Raw genomic sequence first — 15,566 nt, 5'->3', positions numbered from 1 at the left:
GGGTGACGGATATGCGTGGCGTGCGTCTTGCCCGCCCGGCCCGTGCGCCCGACATGGCGACCGGTGGCGGGGCCGTCGTCGTCGACCTCGCCGCATGACGTCTCGGAGACGATCGCCGCCGAGCGTCGTTGTCGACTGCCCGTTCCTGCAAGCCCTGCCGCTCAAGTCCTGCCGCCGAAGAGACCCAATGGCCAAAGCAAAAGCCGCCGCCAAGACACCACGGGGCCGGAAGACCCAAGCCGCGCAGGCGCAGGAAGAGAGCGTCGAGTCGCGGATCGAGAAGCTGTTCGAGGGAAGCCCCGACCGTCGCGTCATCGCCGTGCGCGGCGCGCGCGAGCACAACCTCAAGAACATCGATCTCACGATCCCGCGCGACAAGCTCGTGGTCTTCACCGGCCTGTCGGGCTCGGGCAAGTCGTCGCTCGCCTTCGATACGATCTACGCCGAAGGTCAGCGCCGCTACGTCGAATCGCTCTCGGCCTATGCCCGCCAGTTCCTCGAGATGATGTCGAAACCCGATGTCGATCAGATCGACGGGCTCTCGCCGGCCATCTCCATCGAGCAGAAGACGACGTCGAAGAACCCGCGCTCCACCGTGGGGACGGTGACCGAAATCTACGATTACATGCGTTTGCTCTGGGCGCGGGTCGGCATCCCCTATTCGCCTGCCACCGGCCTGCCGATCGAGAGCCAGACCGTGAGCCAGATGGTCGACCGGGTGCTGGCCCTGCCCGAGAAGAGCCGGCTCTATCTCCTCGCCCCCGTCGTCCGGGGTCGCAAGGGCGAGTACCGCAAGGAGATCGCCGAGTTCCAGAAGAAGGGCTTCCAGCGTCTTCGCATCGACGGCGAATACTACCCGATCGACGACGCGCCCAAGCTCGACAAGAAGCTCAAGCACGACATCGACGTGGTGGTGGACCGGCTCGTGGTGCGGGCCGACATCGCCGCGCGGCTGGCCGATTCCTTCGAGACCGCCCTGGAACTGGCCGACGGCATCGCACTGATCGAATTCGCCGACCCGGCCGAGGGTGAGACCATCACCTTCTCGTCGCGCTTCGCCTGCCCGGTCTCCGGCTTCACCATCGCCGAGATCGAGCCGCGCCTGTTCTCGTTCAACAACCCGTTCGGAGCCTGCCCGACCTGCGGCGGCATCGGCCACGAGATGCGGATCGACCCCGAACTCGTCATCTCCGACGTCAAGCTCAGCCTCAAGCGCGGTGCCGTCGGCCCCTGGGCGAAATCGACCTCCCCCTATTACGGCCAGACCCTGGACGCCCTGGCCAAACATTACGGCTTCAAGACCAGCGTGCCCTGGTCGGACCTTCCCGAGACCGCGCACAAGGTCATCCTCTACGGCTCCGGCCGCGAGTCGATCCGCTTTGCCTACAATGACGGCATGCGTGCCTACGAGGTGAACAAGCCGTTCGAGGGCGTCGTCCCGAACCTGGAGCGGCGCTACAAGGAGACCGAAAGCGATGCGTCCCGCGACGACATCGCCCGTTTCATGAGCGAGACGCCCTGCGCCTCCTGCGGCGGCAAGCGCCTCAAGATCGAGGCCCTGGCGGTGAAGGTCGCCATGCAGGACATCGGCGACGTCACCGCGCTTTCCGTGCGCGAGGCGCATCGCTGGTTCTCCGAACTGTCGGAGAAGCTGACGCCGAAGCAGAACGAGATCGCCTTCCGCATCCTCAAGGAAATCCGCGACCGGCTCACCTTCCTCGTCGATGTCGGCCTCGATTATCTCACCCTGGCGCGCGGTTCGGGCTCGCTCTCCGGCGGCGAGAGCCAGCGCATCCGCCTCGCCTCGCAGATCGGCTCCGGTCTCACGGGGGTGCTCTACGTCCTCGACGAGCCCTCCATCGGCCTGCACCAGCGCGACAACGAGCGCCTGCTCGGCACGTTGAAGCGCCTGCGCGACCTCGGCAATTCGGTGATCGTGGTCGAGCACGACGAGGACGCGATCCTCCAGGCCGATTACGTGGTCGATGTCGGCCCCGGTGCCGGCATCCATGGCGGCCGGATCATCGCCCAGGGCACGCCGGAGGAGGTGCTGAAGAGCCCCGACTCCCTCACGGCGAAATACCTCACCGGCGAGATGAGCGTGCGGGTGCCCACCGCCCGGCGGAAGGGACGGAAGGGCAAGCTCACCCTCGTCGGCGCGCGGGGCAACAACCTGAAGGACGTGAGCGTCGAGATCCCTCTCGGAACCTTCACCTGCGTCTCGGGTGTCTCGGGCGGCGGCAAGTCCACCCTCATCATCGACACGCTCTACAAGGCGGTGGCCAAATCCCTCAACGGCGCCATGGAGCACCCGGCCCCGTTCGAGCGCCTCGACGGGCTCGAGAATCTCGACAAGGTCATCGACATCGACCAGTCGCCCATCGGGCGCACGCCGCGCTCCAACCCGGCGACCTATACCGGGGCCTTCACGCCGATCCGCGACTGGTTCGCCGGATTGCCGGAGGCGAAGGCGCGCGGCTACCAGGCCGGCCGCTTCTCCTTCAACGTGAAGGGCGGGCGCTGCGAGGCCTGTTCGGGCGACGGCGTCATCAAGATCGAGATGCACTTCCTGCCGGACGTCTACGTCACCTGCGACGTGTGCAAGGGCCGCCGCTACGACCGCGAGACCCTGGAGGTGAAGTACCGCAACCATTCCATCGCCGACGTGCTCGACATGACCGTCGAGGAGGCGGCCGACCTGTTCAAGGCGGTGCCGACGATCCGCGAGAAGATGGAGACCCTGGCGCGGGTCGGCCTCGGCTACGTCAAGGTCGGCCAGCAGGCCACCACCCTGTCGGGCGGCGAGGCGCAGCGGGTGAAGCTGTCCAAGGAGCTCTCCAAGCGCGCCACCGGCCGTACGCTCTACATCCTCGACGAGCCGACCACGGGCCTTCACTTCCATGACGTCGCCAAGCTCATGGAGGTGCTCCACGAACTCGTGGACCAGGGCAACACCGTCGTGGTGATCGAGCACAACCTCGAGGTCATCAAGACCGCCGACTGGGTCATCGACATGGGACCCGAGGGCGGAGATGGCGGCGGCGTCGTGGTGGCCGAGGGGACGCCGGAGCAGATCGCCAAGTCGAAGGCGAGCCATACCGGCCGGTTCCTGCGCGATGTGCTGGCCCGCCGTCCCCTCACCGAGGTCACCGCCAAGGGCCGGGACGCGGCGGAATAAGCTGCCCGCCCGGCCAAGGCCAAGCTCGATTCGACGGCACCTGGGAACGATGGCCCTGCTGCGGTGCACAGGCACCGGGCATGCGGGGATCGTGGTCCGCTGGCGATGCGCAAACTCCCGCCGTCGATTGCGCAATCGTCCTGCCACATGGATCGGTCGCAACGGTTTGACCGATCAGCGTTATTTTGCCGACGCGTTGCCCGTTGCGGCGTCATGCCCGCCGGAATTCTGCTGAAAAAGTTAACAAAACCTTGCGCTGCACCGCGTCGAAATTGCGGCTTTTCCGCAACGGTTCGTTTGGAACTGCCTCGATCCGAAGCATTGGACTGTCAATCCGATCCGACCTGTAGAATAGTTCTCAGCGTTGAGACACGAATTCGGGCCGCAAGGGGGGCCCTACGCACTGGATGTCAGCAAGCCGCAACAATGCGGCACTCGGCACGATGGTTCGTAGGTCTGCGCGGCGAATGCCTGAAATCCTTGGGAAGGACGAGACAATGACGAAGAATTGGCTGGCCACCGGCGCACTGGCGCTGACCATGGGCATGAGCGCCACGGCTTCCTACGCACAGACCACGACTGTTCCCGGTGAGCAGGTCGGCCTCGCCACCGGCGCGCCGCTGCCCGAGGGCATCTACGCCCTGAACACCTTCGTTTATCAGTCGCGCGACAAGTCCGACCTCGATGTCGGGGTCAACATCCCCGTGCTGGTCTGGTCGACCCCGCTGGTTCCGCTCGGCGGCCGCATTGAGCTCCTCGTCGCTCCGCCGACCGTCTTCGCCTTCGGCAATCGCGGCGGCCCCGCTGGTCTGCGTGATCTCTCGATCAACGTCGGCACCTTCGTTGGCGGCATCTGGGCCTTCGATCTCGGCAACAACTTCGGCGTCAGCTTGCTCGGCGGTGTCTACCTGAACGAGCTGAACGGCGACCGTGGCGTTCTGGTCCGGAACGACGGCGTCCTGGCCAATGTCGCGGGTGGCGGTGTCGGAGGTGGCGCTGTGCTGCCGCAGCTCTCCTCGAACACCTACCGCTTCGGCGTTGCCGGCAGCTACACCGGTGATGGCTACAACCTGACCGCCAACCTGACCGCCAACATCTACGACTCGCCGTCCTCCTTCGGTGGTGGCCGTGCCCCCAACCGGGCTGGCTTTTCTCAGGTTTACTCCCTCTCCGACTCGCTGAACATCGACCTGACCGCGACCAAGAAGTTCGGCAAGTTCGAGATCGGCGCCATCGCTTACGGCACCCTCAACTTCGACATCAGCGCCAAGGCTGGCGGAATCATCAACGCAGCCCAGGCCGAGGGTCGCGGCCGGTTCCTGATGGGTGGCCTCGTCGGCTACGACTTCGGCTTCGCCACCGCGCAGGTCTACGTCGCCCGCACCGTCGCCTCCAGCAGCTTCGACAGCACCGAGATCTCGGGCCGCCTGATCGTTCCGCTGTACTCGCCGACCCCGGTCGCCGCTGTCGCAGCCCCGATCATCCGCAAGTACTGATCTCGAGCTCAGCGGCGAGGGTTGTCCTCGCCGCCGTGCGGATCACGAAAGCCCGTCCGACCTTCAGGTCGGGCGGGCTTTTGCTTTGAAGGGGGCGCTCCCGTCCCGCCGTATCTCGCGCGAACACGGTTTTCCGCAGCGTTCCCGAAACTTTCCTCTTCCGGGCTCCGTAACGAGCGATGACCCCCGCGAAGGGGATAGCTCAAGAGGAACGCTCCATGACCAACACCCGTCGCCCCGTGGCCTCCACGTTCGCCGCCGTCGCCCTCGCCTTCACCATGGGCGCCGCTTTCCCGGTGGCCGCTCTCGCCAAGAACCCGATGGTCGGCGGCGCTCCGATGTATGCGTCCAAGAACATCGTCGAGAACGCCGTCAACTCGAAGGACCACACGACCCTCGTCGCCGCCGTGAAGGCCGCCGGCCTCGTCGACACCCTCGCCGGCCCCGGCCCCTTCACCGTCTTCGCGCCCACCAACGCGGCCTTCGCCAAGCTGCCGGCCGGCACCGTGGAGACCCTGGTGAAGCCCGAGAACAAGGCGACGCTGACCGCGATCCTCACCTATCACGTCGTCCCCGGCACCCTGACCGCCAAGGACCTCATGAAGATCGCCAAGGACGGCGGCGGTGAAGGCCAGATCAAGACCGTGCAGGGCACCCCGCTCGTGGTCCAGACCAAGGGCAAGGCCGTGTACCTCACCGATACCAAGGGCAACACAGCCAAGGTGACCATCGCCAACGTGATGCAGTCGAACGGCGTGATCCACGTCATCAACGGCGTTCTGCAGCCGTAAGACGTCTTTCCGGACCCGAAACTCATCCCCCGGCTCCCTTGGAGCCGGGGTTTTTTTATGGGCCTTCGAAGCCCCCGCGGTCGCGGATGGACGATCGCCCTTCCGCTGCCCCACCGGAAGGCTTCTCCTCTCTCAGTCCGCGCGGCTGAGCTTGCGTGCGCTGGCGAAGCGGTTGAGGAAGCGCGGCTCCTTTTCCGGCGCCACGCGGATGGCGAGGTGGATCGTGCCCGCCTCTTCGGCACGGCGGTCGAGAACCTCGGCATTCTCGTAGAGCCAGTTGAGCGCCGCACCGTCCTCGGGCGCGAGGGTGACGGCGAAGGTGGAACGACGCTTGGCGATCCGCGCCTCGATTCGGCCGGACAGGGCCGCCAGGCCCTCGCCCGTGAGGGCCGAGACCAGGATCGGCACGTCGCTGTCCCGGTCGTTGCGCCCCTGGGCACTCAGGTTGAGGAGGCGCGTGCGCTCCGAATCGTCGAGCAGGTCGGCCTTGTTCCAGACCTCGATGATTCGCTCGGCCGTGGTTTCGATCCCGAGTTCACGCAGCACGTCGCCGACATCCTCCGCCTGCGCCTCCGAATCGACGTGGCTCACGTCGCGGACATGGAGCAGGATATCGGCCTCGATCACGTCCTCCAGCGTGGCGCGGAAGGCGGCGATGAGGGCCGTGGGCAGTTCCGAGATGAAGCCCACCGTGTCCGAGAGGATCACCGTCTCCCCATGCGGCAGCTTCGTCGCGCGCGCGGTCGGGTCGAGGGTGGCGAACAGCATGTCCTTGGCCATCACCTCGGCCTTGGTCAGGGCGTTGAACAGCGTCGACTTGCCGGCATTGGTATAGCCGACGAGGGCGACGATCGGGTACGGCACCCGCGCCCGGCTCTCCCGGTGCAGGCCGCGCGTGCGGGTGACGCTGTCGAGCTCGCGCTCGATCTTCGTCATCCGCTCCTGGATCATCCGGCGATCGGCCTCGATCTGGGTCTCGCCGGGGCCGCCGAGGAAGCCGAAGCCGCCGCGCTGACGTTCGAGGTGGGTCCAGGACCGCACCAGGCGGCTGCGCTGGTAGGCGAGATGGGCGTGCTCGACCTGCAGCGTGCCCTCTCGGGTGGAGGCGCGCCGGCCGAAGATCTCCAGGATGAGGCCGGTGCGGTCGATGACCTTGCAGCCGAACGCTTTCTCCAGGTTGCGCTGCTGCACCGGCGACAGGGCACAATCCATGACGACGAGGCCGATCTCCTCGGCCTTGATCCGGCCGGCGAGCTCTTCGACCCGGCCCTTGCCGAGATAGGTGGAGGGGCGGATGCGCGAGACCGGCGCGATGATCGCCTCGGTGACGTCCAACTCGATGGCCACGGCGAGACCCGCCGCCTCGTCGATCCGCGCCTCGCTCGAGCGCGAGACGTCGGCCGGTCCGCCGCCCGTCCGGGGAGCGGCGGACCGGGTGAGATAGGGGCCGATCACCAGCGTATGGGTCGCGGCCGCGATCTCACCTTCGGGAGCGGCCATCGCCTGGAGCCGGGCTTCGCCCGGCGTTGTCATTTGCGTCATGAAATTCGGTTCGACCCTGTCCCCTGAAGATGAGGAGAATGGGCTTTTGCCGACGTCAAACAAGGGCAGTCTTCGGTCCTCGTCCGATGTTCGGCGTCAAACGTCTCTCAACGTCTCGTCATGGGCAAGACTGCCGACGTCGCTTCACGCCTTATCGGGGGCCGTCTCGTCCGGCTCGAACAACTGAACCGGATGGCCGGGCATGATCGTCGAGATCGCGTGTTTGTAGACGAGCTGCGAATGCCCGTCCCGTCGCAGGAGGACGCAGAAGTTGTCGAACCAGGTCACGACGCCCTGGAGCTTGACGCCGTTGACGAGGAAGATCGTGAGCGGGATCTTGTTCTTGCGGACATGATTGAGAAACGTGTCCTGCAGGTTCTGAGCGCGTTCGCCCGCCATTTTTTATTAATCCTTCTTAAGAACCTGCCGCCCGCCGTGACTGGCGGGTTCTTGTTGGTTCGAATGCGTAGCAGACCGGTGAAAACAGACAACCTCGACTATTACACGGTCATTGTCACGCACATGCAAGGGGCACGCACATGTAAGGCGAAGGTCGCCCAGGCCCTCAGGGGCCGATGCCGAGCGACTTCAGCTTGCGGTGGAGGGCCGAGCGTTCCATGCCGATGAACTCGGCGGTGCGCGATATGTTTCCGGAGAATCGTGCGATCTGCGCGATCAGGTATTCGCGCTCGAAGATTTCCCTCGCCTCGCGCAGGGCCAGGCTCATCAGCTTCTCGCCCCCCGCGCCGTTCGGCGTCGTCGGAACCAGGGCGCCGATCTCGGTGGGCAGCATCTCCGAGGTCACCTCCTGCTCCGGGTCGGTATGGGTGAGGATCATCAGCCGCTCGACGTTGTTGCGCAGCTGGCGGATGTTGCCCGGCCAATCGTGCGATTGCAGCACCGCCATGGCGTCCTCGGCGATGCGCCGGCGGGCGAGGCCGGTGGCGGCCGAGATCTGCTCCATGAAGAAGTTGATGAGTTCGGGCACGTCCTCGCGCCGCTCGGACAGGGACGGCACCCGGATCGGCACCACCGAGAGGCGATGGAACAGATCCTCGCGGAATCGGCCGGCGGCGATCTCCTCGGCGAGGTCGCGCGAGGAGGAGGAGATGATGCGCACGTCCACATGGACGCGGGTGGTGCCGCCGACACGTTGGAAGTTCTGGTCCACCAGCACGCGCAGGATGCGGTTCTGGGTCTCGCGCGGCATGTCGGCGATCTCGTCGATATAGAGGGAGCCGCCATGGGCCTCCTCCAGGGCACCGACCCGCCGGGCGCGGCCCTCGCCGGCCTCGACGCCGAACAGTTCCGCTTCCATGGTCTCGGGCGTGATCATCGCCGCGTTGATGACGACGAAGGGACCGCTGGCGCGGGACGAGGCGGCGTGGAGGGTCCGCGCCGAGAGTTCCTTGCCGGAGCCCGGCGCGCCGAGGATCATCACCCGCGCATTGGTGGGGGCGACCCGCTCCACCGTCTGGCGCAGCTGGTTGACCGCCACGGACCCGCCCACGAGCCGGCTCGCCTGGCCGGAGCGCGCCTTGAGGTCGCGCACCTCGCGCTTGAGGCGGGAGGCTTCGAGGGCGCGTTCGGCCACCAGCACCAGCCGGTCGGCCTTGAACGGCTTCTCGATGAAGTCGTAGGCGCCCGCCTTGATGGCGGCCACCGCCGTCTCGATGTTGCCGTGGCCCGAGATCATCACCACCGGCAGGTCCGGATGCCCGAGCTTGATCTGGTCGAGCACCTGCAGCCCGTCGAGGCGCGAGCCCTGCAGCCAGATGTCGAGGAACACGAGGTGGGGGCGGCGCGACTCGATGGCCGCCAGCGCCTCGTCGGAGCCTCCGGCCGTGCGGGTGCGGTGGCCTTCGTCGTCGAGGATGCCGGCGACGAGGTCGCGGATGTCGGCCTCATCGTCGACGATCAGGATATCGGCGCTCATGACGTCATCTCCGCGATTGGGGGTGCCGTCGGTGCGGCAACCTTCTCAGCCTGCGCGGAGGGTTTCCCCTCCGTCGTCTTGTCCCGGGTATCGAGGGGAACGCGCATCCGCACGCATCCGCCCCTACCCGAGGGGTTGTCGTTCAGTTCGATGCCGCCGCCATGCTCTTCGAGCACCTTGCTGACGATGGCGAGTCCGAGCCCGGTGCCGCCCTCGCGGGTGGTCATATAGGGCTCGAGCAGCCGCTGGCGCCCCTCCACAGGGAAGCCTTTGCCGTTGTCGGTGATCTCGATGACCGCGAACCCCTCCTCGACGAGGAGGCGCAGGTCGACCCGGCCCTTGCCCAGTTCGGACTCGGGCACGGCGGAGACGGCCTCCACCGCGTTCTTGAGGATGTTGGTGATCGCCTGCGACAGGAGCCGGATGTCGAAGGCGGCGTGCAGGCGGTCCTGCCCGGCCTCGGTGAAGGCGAAATCCATGTCCGGATGCGCCACCCGCATCATGAACAGGTTCTGCTTGGCGATCTCGCTCAGGTCGTTCCGGGCGATGGCCGGTTTCGGCATCCGGGCGAAGGACGAGAACTCGTCCACCATGCGCTTGATCTCGTCCACCTGGCGGATGATCGTCGCCGTGCACTGGTCGAACACGTCCTTGTCCGCGACGATGACCTTGCCGTATTTGCGCCGGATGCGCTCGGCCGAGAGCTGGATCGGCGTCAGCGGGTTCTTGATCTCGTGGGCGATGCGGCGGGCGACGTCCGCCCAGGCCGAGGTGCGCTGGGCCGTGACGAGGTCGGTGATGTCGTCCAGCGTCACCACGAAGCCGCGGGCGCCGCCTTGCGCCTGCTCGCTGGTGACGCGCACGGTGACCGTGCGCTCGCGCCCGTCGCGGGTCAGCTGGATCTGCTGCTGGAGGGCGCGCAGGCGCCCCTCTCCGCCCTCGGGCAGGATGGCCTGGAGCTCGGGCACGGCCTGGACCAGCGGCTTGCCGATGATCGCATCCGCCTTGAGCCCCAATGTGCGCTCGATGGAGGGGTTGGCGATGGTGACGAGCCCGGCCGCGTCGACGCCGATGACGCCCGGCGAGACTCCGGCCAGGACCGCTTCGGTGAACCGGCGGCGCCGGTCGATGAGTTCGCTCGCCGCCGTCAGCCCATCGTGTTGGCGGCGCAGCTCCTGGGTCATCTTGTTGAAGCTCTCGCCGAGATGGGCGAGGTCGCCGTCGCTCTTCCGGGCCGGGACCTGGGCGTAGAAATTGCCGGAGGCGACCTGATCGGCCGCGTTGATGAGCCGGCGGATCGGCGCAACGAACCGGTTGGCGAAGTTGAGTCCGAACCAGACCGCCGAGAGCAGGGCGATCAGCGCGATCAGCACGAAGATCGAGGCGAAGCTGATCTGGATCGAGCGCTTGAGGGAATCGTAGGTGAGGTACTCGGCGGCCGCCGCCCGCGAGACGCCGGGGAAGTCGACGGCGAGCTGGCTGACCTCGCGCTGCACCAGCAGCACGGCCCCGTCATAGGCGGGCATCCGCAGCAGGGCGGCGAAGACCCTCCCCTCGCTCGGCCTCAGACAGATCGTCTCGTTGGATTTGGCAGCCTCCTCGAAGGCCGCGGCGGAGGGCAGCCTGCGCTCCTTGAGGACGTCGATCTTCGCCCGTGCCACGAGCTCGTTCGGTCCGCGCATGATCTCGGCGACCGGCAGTCCCAGCGCGGTCGCCCGCGTGGTGAGGAAGTTCTCGAACCACTCCCTGTTCACGTCGAAATTCGGCCGTGCCCGCGTGAGGTCGTCCGTGAGGATGCGGATCTCGCGGGCGAGCGACTGGCACTGGTTCTCCTGGTAGGCGTCGGCCACCTCGACGGATTTCAGCACCACGTCGCGGACGCGGTCGGTGAAGCCCAGCGAGAGCCCGCGATCGATCGTCACCGCCGCCACGACGGCCAGTAGCACGGTGGGCAGGATCGCGATGAGGCTGAACAGGCCGACGATGCGGGTGTGCAGGCGCGCCACCGCCGCATTGGCCCGGCGCGCATGCAGGAAGACCCGCGCCTCCCAGGCGATGATGACGAACAGGCTGAGGACCAGGAAGACGTTGATGCCCAGCAGCGTCAGGCCGATCGTCGGCGTCGGCGTCACCCGGATCACGCCGGCGAGGATCAGGAAGGTCGCGATGGCCGAGATCAGGGCCGTGGCGACGACGAGCGCGCCGATCCAGCCGGGGCCGCGCGGTGCCGCCCGGATGGTATGAGGTTCGGCCTCGCCCTCCGGTGAGACATCGTCTCCCGGGGCGGCCGATTGTTTGGAACGTCGAAGCCACGCCATGGCTGATGCGTCGCCACAACAGTGTGGCGAAATTAATACGAATCGGGCCATCGTGTCGGTGGACACCATGGGCGCGGCACGCGCCGCGACGGCGCCTCACGCCGTGAAACCGATGGCACCGCAGCGATCTGCGACCGTTTCTTGCTTGGAAATCTCTCGGTCGACCGGCCGAGAAAATACATTATTCTCCAAGCCTCTCCTCAATCCTCCAAGCCTCCTCACACCGAGTTCGCGATGCCCGAGACGCCCGTCTATTCCTCCGCCGCCGTTGCCGCGCCTCACCATCTGGCCGCCACCGCCGGGCAGACCGTGCTGGCGCAGGGCGGCAACGCCATCGAGGCCATGGCGGCCATGGCGGCCACCATCGCCGTGGTCTACCCGCATATGAACGGCATCGGCGGCGACGGGTTCTGGCTCGTGCGCGAACCGGGCGGGCGGGTGCGCGGCATCGAGGCCTGCGGCCCGGCCGGGTCCCTCGCCACGGTCGAGCGCTATCGCAGCCAGGGCCACGAGACGATCCCCTCGCGCGGGCCGGATGCGGCGCTCACCGTGGCCGGCGCCATCGGTGGCTGGCGTCTCGCCCTCGACCTCGCCAGGGCGCTGGGCGGCCGGCTCCCCCTCGAGACGCTGCTGGCCGATGCGATCCGCCATGCGCGACAGGGCTGCGCGGTGTCGCCTTCCGAGGCCCGCTACGTGCCGAAGGAGATCGACACGCTTCACGACCAGCCCGGTTTCGCGCAGACCTTCCTCGACGGGGGCAAGCCCTTCGCCGCCGGCGCCACCCGCCGCCTGCCGGCCCTGGCCGATACGCTCGAACAACTGGCCCATGCCGGGCTCGACGATTTCTACCGGGGCGACCTCGGCCGCGAGATCGCCGCCGACCTCGACCGTCTCGGCGCGCCGGTGACGCGGGCCGACCTCGAAGCCTATGCGCCGCGGGAGCGGGCGGCCCTGTCGCTGCGCCGTCGCGACGCGGTGCTCTACAACTTCCCGCCGCCCACCCAGGGCCTCGCCGCGCTCATCATCCTCGGCATCTTCGACCGGCTGAACGTGTCGCGGCCCGAGAGCACGGCGCAGTATCACGGGCTGATCGAGGCGACGAAGCGCGCTTTCGCCATCCGAGACCGCACGGTCACCGATTACGACCGGCTGAGCGTCGATCCGGCGAGCTTCCTCACCCCGGAGTGCCTCGACCGCGAGGCGGCCCAGATCGACATGCGCCGCGCCGCCTCCGTGCCCCTCCGGGGACCGGGCGATGGCGACACCGTCTGGATGGGCGCCATCGACAAGGACGGTCTGGCCGTCTCCTACATCCAGTCGATCTACTGGGAATACGGTTCGGGGATCGTCCTGCCGAAGACCGGCATCCATTGGCAGAACCGCGGCACTTCGTTCTCGCTGGAGAAGGGCGCGGTGAACCCACTGGAGCCGGGGCGCCGGCCGTTCCACACCCTGATCCCCGGACTGGCCGCCTTCGACGACGGCCGCGTGATGTCCTACGGCAGCATGGGTGGCGACGGGCAGCCGCAATTCCAGGCCCAGATTTTTTCGCGGTATGCCGATTACGGCATGAGCCCGGCCGAGGCGGTGGACGCGCCGCGCCTGCTCTACGGCCGTACCTGGGGTGCCGAATCCCTAAGCGTGAAGGTGGAGGACCGGTTCGATCCGGCCTGCATCGCCGAGTTGCGCTCCATGGGCCACGAGATCGAGGAACTGGGCGGTTCCTACATCGATTCCCTCGGCCATGCCGGCATGCTGGTCCGTCATCCCGGCAACGGGCGGATCGAGGCGGTCCACGATCCGCGTTCGGATGGCGGCTCGTCCGGCCTGTGAAACGGGTCCCCGCCGGGGGCCGGACGATCGATGTTCAGAGACCGGAAGGTTCATGATGGCGGATGGCGCGATCACCCAGCGCGACTACTGGAACGGCGAGGTCGGTGCGCGCTGGGCGCGCAACCAGCGCAGGATCGACGCGGTCTTCGCGCCCCTCACCGCCGCCCTGTTCGAGGCGGCGCGCCTTCGGGTGGACGGCTCGGCGCTGGATATCGGCTGCGGCGCCGGTGACTGCGCCATCGCCGCCGCGCGCCGGCTCGGCCCCAGGGGGCGTGTGGTGGCGGCCGACCTCTCGGCCCCCCTGCTCGCGGTGGCGCGCGAACGGGCCGGGATCGAGGCCCCCGCCCTGGCGCCGATCGCATTCATCGAGGCGGACGCCCAGACCCACGATTTCGGCGATGCCTCCTTCGAGCAGGCGATCTCCCGCTTCGGGGTGATGTTCTTCGACGATTCCGGCGCCGCCTTCGCCAACATCCGCAAGGCCCTGGTCCCCGGCGGACGCCTGACCTTCCTGTGCTGGCGGCGGATCGAGGACAATCCCTGGATCACGGTGCCGAGGAACCTCGTCCTGCCCCTCGTGCCGGAACCCGAACCCGGCCCCGCCGACGCGCCGGGGCCGTTCCGCTTCGCCGAGGCGGAGACCCTCCATGCGGTGCTGGCGCAGGCCGGCTTCCTCGACATCACGCTCGAGGCGATCGACCGGCCCCTCACCCTCGCGAGGTCCGGCGACGGCACCGCCCGAGATGCGGCGGAGGCCGCCGCGGATTTCGCCACCGAGCTCGGCCCGGTTTCCCGGCTCCTGCGCGATCAGCCCGCTTCGGTCCGTGCGGACGCCCTGAAGCGGGTGAGCGACGACTTCGCGGAACGGGCCGTCTCCGGCGCCGTGTCCCTGGATGCCGGCTGCTGGCTGGTTTCCGCGCGGCGCTGAAAGCCGGGCCTTGCAATCTGGTATACACTTTGCGTGTCCGTGCCCGCAGCATGGAGTGCATAATGGATACGAATCTTTCCCGGCAGCGCTGGATACAGCTCGGCCTCGGCCTCGTCGCCATGATGGCGATCTCGAGCCCGCAATACGTCTGGACCCTGTTCACCAAACCGCTGATCGCGACGACGGGCGCGAGCCTGCCGCAGCTGCAATGGACCTTCACGATCCTGATCGTGCTGCAGACCTTTTTCTCACCGGTCCAGGGCTACCTGATCGACCGGTTCAGCCCCAAGCTGATGATCGCGCTGGGCGCCATCCTCTCGGGCCTCGGCTGGGTGCTCGCCGCCCGCGTCGACACGCTCTGGGGCGTCTACGCCACCTACGGCCTGTTCTGCGGTCTCGGCACCGGCATCGTCTATGTCGGCATCGTCGGCCTGATGGTGAAATGGTTTCCCGATCGCCGGGGCTTCGCCGTGGGCGTGGTCGCCGCCGGCTACGGCATGGGCGCGATGCTGAGCACCTTCCCGATCAGCGACATGCTCACCGCCTCTGGCTACCGCCACACGCTGACGGTGTTCGGCATCATCCTCGGCGTCGTCGGCGCGCTGGCCGCCCTCGGCCTGAGGGCTCCCCGCGCCGACGAGGTCCTGCCGGCCCCGGCCCGCAACCTCTCGACCTGCGTCCACGATACCGCCCCGAAGGAGATGCTGAAGACGCCGCTGTTCTGGCTGATGTTCGCGATGATGACGATGATGTCCACCGGCGGCCTGATGGTGGTGGCGAACTTCGCCTCCTTTGCCCGCGACTTCGGTGTGGCCGACGCGATCATCTTCGGCTTCGTGGCCCTGCCCTTCGCCCTGACCTTCGACCGCATCACCAACGGCCTCACCCGGCCCTTCTTCGGCTGGGTCTCGGACAAGATCGGCCGCGAGAACACGATGGGCATCGCGTTTGCCGCCGAGGCGGCGGCCATCGCCCTCCTGCTGGTTTTCCGCGAGAATGCTTACGCCTTCGCCCTGCTCTCGGGCGTCGTGTTCTTCGCCTGGGGCGAGATCTTCTCGCTGTTCCCCTCGATCCTCACCGACACGTTCGGCACCAAGCACGCCACCACCAATTACGGCTTCCTCTACATGGCGCAGGGCATCGGCTCGCTCTTCGGCGGACCGATCGCCGCCTGGATCTACCTCGTCCAGGGCTCCTGGCTCCCGGTCTTCGCCATCATCATCACCCTCGACGTGCTGACCGCGATCCTCGCCTATTTCGTCCTCAAGCCCATGCGCCGGACCTGGCTCGGCCTCGGCGAGACGCGCGCCATGTCGGCCAAACCCGCCATGGCCTGACGTTCCCGGCCAGATCGATTCTGCGAAGCGCGGACGGGGAAACCCGTCCGCGTTTTGCGTTGAGGCGCTGTCGGCGATGAACGTCCGGTGCGTGATGGCAATCGTGCGGCCCGTCTTTCATCGACCCAGAGCAGGCCCCGGGACGATCCCCGCTCGGGCGCTCGGCGATACGCAGAGGACGTCCCGGTTGGGTCGAGCCCTCGCCGA

10 protein-coding genes are annotated in these 15,566 nt (G+C 67.4%); 6 read left to right on the top strand and 4 right to left on the bottom strand.

Annotated elements, in window-relative coordinates:
- The first annotated feature begins 187 nt into the window (after positions 1–187).
- The 3 genes from uvrA (at position 188) to A3OM_RS0107515 (ending at position 5,465) form a co-directional block, all read left to right on the top strand.
- Positions 188–3,178: an excinuclease ABC subunit UvrA gene (uvrA, locus tag A3OM_RS0107525; RefSeq protein ID WP_018043125.1), complete on the top strand. Its 2,991-nt coding sequence runs from the start codon at positions 188–190 to the stop codon at positions 3,176–3,178.
- A gap of 497 nt (positions 3,179–3,675) precedes the next feature.
- Positions 3,676–4,674: a hypothetical protein gene (locus tag A3OM_RS0107520; RefSeq protein ID WP_018043124.1), complete on the top strand. Its 999-nt coding sequence runs from the start codon at positions 3,676–3,678 to the stop codon at positions 4,672–4,674.
- Positions 4,675–4,952: 278 nt separating this feature from the next.
- Positions 4,953–5,465 (top strand): fasciclin domain-containing protein, encoded by a 513-nt coding sequence (locus A3OM_RS0107515; RefSeq protein WP_085984253.1) that lies wholly within the window; start codon positions 4,953–4,955, stop codon positions 5,463–5,465.
- Between the two features lie 132 nt (positions 5,466–5,597).
- On the opposite strand, the gene hflX is transcribed toward A3OM_RS0107515, so the two are convergent.
- From hflX to A3OM_RS0107495, 4 genes are all read right to left on the bottom strand, one after another.
- Positions 5,598–7,007: a GTPase HflX gene (gene hflX / locus A3OM_RS0107510; protein WP_026175814.1), complete on the bottom strand. Its 1,410-nt coding sequence runs from the start codon at positions 7,005–7,007 to the stop codon at positions 5,598–5,600.
- Positions 7,008–7,151: 144 nt separating this feature from the next.
- Positions 7,152–7,406 carry an RNA chaperone Hfq gene (gene hfq, locus A3OM_RS0107505; protein ID WP_009866358.1) on the bottom strand — a complete coding sequence of 85 codons (255 nt, stop codon included), beginning with the start codon at positions 7,404–7,406 and terminating at the stop codon, positions 7,152–7,154.
- Between the two features lie 166 nt (positions 7,407–7,572).
- On the bottom strand, positions 7,573–8,943 hold the full coding sequence (locus A3OM_RS0107500) for a sigma-54 dependent transcriptional regulator (RefSeq protein WP_018043121.1): 1,371 nt from the start codon (positions 8,941–8,943) through the stop codon (positions 7,573–7,575).
- A complete protein-coding gene (locus A3OM_RS0107495) occupies positions 8,940–11,261 on the bottom strand; it encodes a PAS domain-containing sensor histidine kinase (RefSeq protein WP_018043120.1) in 2,322 nt (773 codons plus the stop codon). Before A3OM_RS0107495 ends, A3OM_RS0107500 begins: the two co-directional genes overlap by 4 nt.
- A gap of 234 nt (positions 11,262–11,495) precedes the next feature.
- Between A3OM_RS0107495 and A3OM_RS0107490 the strand changes: the two genes are divergently transcribed.
- The 3 genes from A3OM_RS0107490 to oxlT all read left to right on the top strand — a co-directional run bounded on the left by A3OM_RS0107490 (position 11,496) and on the right by oxlT (position 15,359).
- The gene (locus tag A3OM_RS0107490) at positions 11,496–13,094 is read left to right on the top strand and encodes a gamma-glutamyltransferase family protein (RefSeq protein WP_018043119.1); all 1,599 of its coding nucleotides are present in this window, start codon (positions 11,496–11,498) and stop codon (positions 13,092–13,094) included.
- A gap of 52 nt (positions 13,095–13,146) precedes the next feature.
- Entirely contained in the window at positions 13,147–14,022 is an 876-nt protein-coding gene (locus A3OM_RS0107485; RefSeq protein ID WP_018043118.1) for a class I SAM-dependent methyltransferase, read from the top strand.
- Positions 14,023–14,084: 62 nt separating this feature from the next.
- Positions 14,085–15,359: an oxalate/formate MFS antiporter gene (gene oxlT, locus A3OM_RS0107480; protein ID WP_018043117.1), complete on the top strand. Its 1,275-nt coding sequence runs from the start codon at positions 14,085–14,087 to the stop codon at positions 15,357–15,359.
- The last annotated feature ends 207 nt before the right edge of the window (positions 15,360–15,566 follow it).

Source organism: Methylobacterium sp. 88A, from assembly GCF_000376345.1.
GTDB lineage: Bacteria > Pseudomonadota > Alphaproteobacteria > Rhizobiales > Beijerinckiaceae > Methylobacterium > Methylobacterium bullatum.
The sequence above is the reverse complement of the archived record's forward strand: the minus strand, read 5'-3'. Positions and strand labels throughout refer to the sequence as shown.